Origin of the sequence: Psychrobacter communis, from assembly GCF_014836505.1 — a bacterium.
Lineage (GTDB): Bacteria > Pseudomonadota > Gammaproteobacteria > Pseudomonadales > Moraxellaceae > Psychrobacter > Psychrobacter faecalis.
Map to the genome: position 1 here is coordinate 1 of NZ_JACSQR010000074.1, position 1,638 is coordinate 1,638.

The 1,638-nt window shown below is 37.3% G+C and carries 2 protein-coding genes; both read right to left on the bottom strand.

What is annotated here, in order from left to right; translation table 11 throughout:
- Positions 1-914 precede the first annotated feature (914 nt).
- A complete protein-coding gene (locus tag H9653_RS12310) occupies positions 915-1,271 on the bottom strand; it encodes a transposase (RefSeq protein WP_102076846.1) in 357 nt (118 codons plus the stop codon).
- Positions 1,272-1,311: 40 nt separating this feature from the next.
- Positions 1,312-1,638, bottom strand: coding sequence for an IS630 transposase-related protein (locus H9653_RS12315; RefSeq protein ID WP_191692581.1), 327 nt, complete (start codon positions 1,636-1,638; stop codon positions 1,312-1,314).

Consider the following 1,638-nt stretch of genomic DNA (forward strand, 5'->3'; position numbering starts at 1 on the left):
CAATGAAGCAGAAAGAAAACGTCAAACCTATCTAATAGTCAATATTGGCTAGGTTTGAGTAAGATTTTTGGAACGGTAGTACGTATATTTATTACTATCCTAAAAAAGCTTGGGGTTCACAGTCTCAGCAATCAGCACCTATAGTTGATACCCAATCTTTAATTGATCAAGGACTAAACTTCCATGACTCTACCTCGACTCGATAGTGTAAAGAAAACGGTTAGCAGCTGGATTGTACTTCTACTGCTAACCACATCTGCCAGCACACAGGCAGAAATACACGATAAACAATTGAACTCAAGCAAAGTGATTGATGTTCAATACTTAATAAGCAAATCTACGTTGAGCTGTTCTTTTAACACCTCAAGTGGAGAACTAATAAGCTTTTATACGAATCTTTTGGAAAATCCATCAATAGAGAAAAAAACAGTCAGTTTATCATTGGCAATAAATATAAAGTAAAAAATGTAAAATCAATAAATAGCACATTTAAGAAAACGAAAAATGAAATATCTAAGAATATGGATACTGACTTCAATAAATTCGGTGTTAGAGTACTCAGGATTTCTAGTTTTGCTCAAAATGGAGATAGTGAAAATTTTGGATATTACATTATTTTGAAAGGTAAACCTTCATTCAATAAAAGTGTTTTACAGAAGCATAATATAGAATTAACCTATTCAACTATAGAAGAAACTAATGGTGGTAACACACGGATTCGATGTATTTTAGTTGGTTGATAGTTATATATAGTCAGCTCAAAATAAAATTGTTATGGTTAGGACAAACATCATAAAACAATTTGGATAAGTCGTTTTCCATCCAGCCTTGGCGTAGAAACTTCACCTGAGCCCATTTTTTCTCCCACTCGAGCACAGCTCTCGTCTTGCGCTCGGGCAAAGCAATGCTTTGCTTTATCCTCGCTCAGGATTCAGATCAGGACTGTAGGGCGGCAGCCATAGAATACGATGACCATGCCTGTTCAGTAGCTTTTGAATGCGTTTGCTCTTATGAAATCTGGCATTATTCATGACAATCACGCATTTGGTTTTAAGACTTGGGATTAGCGTGAATTTGCACCAGTCGTAAAATATGTTGCTGTTAATGTTGTGCTTAAAGTAATCTAGGGCAAACAGCATCTTGTCATAAAGAGCACCGATAACGTTGGTTCGCTTTTTACCTTGCCAGTTATAGCTATCGATACAAGGTGTACCTATCGGTGCATAGCCATGAGAGCAAATGGTTTCATGTTCAAAGCCGCTCTCATGCATATAGACGATGGGATAGCCTTGTTGTTTAAAAGTATCAAGCTTACTTTGATAGATCGCTCTTTTTATCGGACAGGCTTTTGGATGTTCTAAGGTCTTTTTTTTGACTGATGCCTAACCGCTTTAGGGCATGATAAATGCCTGTTTTACTACAGTTTAAACGACGGGCTCGCTCATACTGGTAATCATCAGGGTGTTCTTTGACATCATTAAGTAGCACGTCATCTGGTATTTTATAGGGTTTGGTTTGCCTGGTTGTTTTGCTATGAATACGTCTCTTCCAGTTCTGTATCGTGGTTGGACTGAGATTATAAAACTCAGCCGCCTCGGCAAAGGTCATACCGTCATCTATACTTTTAAGAACTTGCAT